Source organism: Exiguobacterium sp. UBA6309 (assembly GCF_002439205.1).
Classification (GTDB): Bacteria; Bacillota; Bacilli; order Exiguobacteriales; family Exiguobacteriaceae; genus Exiguobacterium_A.
Window position 1 is genome coordinate 1,233 of the sequence record NZ_DJTL01000004.1, and the last position, 1,592, is coordinate 2,824.

Consider the following 1,592-nt stretch of genomic DNA (forward strand, 5'->3'; position numbering starts at 1 on the left):
CGTATGACGGGCGCTGGTTTGCAAGAAAGCCATCCGCACGATATTCAAATTACCAAAGAAGCCTCTAACTACACACGTCAATAAACAAAAGCCTCGTCTTTCTCTAGCAGAAAGGCGAGGCTTTTTTTATGATGATCTATGCAGATTCCATGCGTCTATCAATAATTGTAATCCTTCCGTCAACTCATGCTCAGAGAGACTCGCAAATCCAAGAACGATTTGAGGCGTATTGGAGAGAAGCGGTAACTGGGCATATTGAGAGAGACCGTATACTTGGATGCCTTGTTGTTGTGCCCGCTTTACTAGCTCTTGCTCCGTCATTCCGTTCGCTACGGAAACGACAACATGGAGTCCAGCACTTTCGCCAGTCAACCGTAAAGCAGGGATCCGACGAAGCGATTGGATCAGCACATCTAGTTTACGACGATAGACTTTACGCATCCGATTGAGATGTCGTTCAAAGTCGCCCTCTTTCATGAAACGTGTCAAGATCGTTTGATCAAAGCGCGAGACACTACAGGTATAATGGGATAATTCGGCTTGATACTGTGCGCGTAAGACTTCCGGTAAGACCATATAACCGATCCGTAGTGAAGGCATGAGCGATTTTGAGAAGGTACTCATATAAATGACACGATTGCTGTCCATGTTGTGCAGAGACGGGATCGATTTACCACTATAGCGGAATTCGCTATCGTAGTCGTCTTCGATGATAAAACGGGTCGGATCCATCGCCGCCCAGTTCAACAACTGGTGTCTTCGATTGACGGACAGGATGCTACCGGACGGAAACTGATGTGCCGGTGTGACATACATGACATCGACATTTGATTCCTGCAGTTGATCGATGCGTAATCCATTCGCATCGACACGAATCGGTTCAATCATTCGTTCATGATTTTCAAGCAAGAGGCGTGTCGTATGATAACCGGGATCCTCGATGCCATACGTGACGTTTCGTCCTAGTAAGAAAAGAACGATGGGCAACAGTTGCTCGATACCTGAACCGACGACGATCTGTTCCGGAGAACAGACAACACCACGTGAGTGATAAAGATAGGTCGCAATCTCTTCACGCAACGTTAGATCGCCTTGCGGATGACCGAGCGAGACGAGTGGATGGTGATCGGTATCGATGATGTCTTTGGCATACTTTCGCCAACGGGTGAACGGGAAAGAGATCCCTTCAATCTTACTTGGATGAAAGTCATACGTGATGACCGGTTTTTCTTTAGTCACACGCGGTTCGATGACGGGTGAGGTTTTGACGTAAGCAAGTTCCTCATAGGCAAGAACGAAATACCCTTTACGCGAGATGGATTCGACATAACCTTCTGCGACAAGTTGTTGATAAGCAAGTTCAATCGTCGTTTGACTTAAGTTCAAGAATTGACCGAGCTTTCGTTTAGAAGGCAATTTTGTGCCGTAGGCTAAACGCCCGACGATGATTTCGTTTCGAATCTGTTGATAAAGTTGTTCATAAAGTGGTTTCTCTTGATCGCGTGTAAGTTGAAACGATAGCATGTCCATCTCGTATGACTCCTTCATAATAAACTGACCTGTTGAAATCATCATAAACTGATACTTTTAAA

General features: G+C 45.7%; 1 protein-coding gene. It reads right to left on the bottom strand.

Annotation, left to right across the window (positions count from 1 at the left end; translation table 11 throughout):
* Nucleotides 1-126: 126 nt before the first annotated feature.
* Entirely contained in the window at nt 127-1,530 is a 1,404-nt protein-coding gene (locus B3M90_RS00100) for a PLP-dependent aminotransferase family protein (protein WP_290781999.1), read from the bottom strand.
* Nucleotides 1,531-1,592: the final 62 nt, after the last annotated feature.

Bases quoted from the DNA above. Each gene is read 5' to 3' on its own strand.
- B3M90_RS00100 (WP_290781999.1), bottom strand. From the start codon at position 1,530: ATGGACATGCTATCGTTTCAACTTACACGCGATCAAGAGAAACCACTT.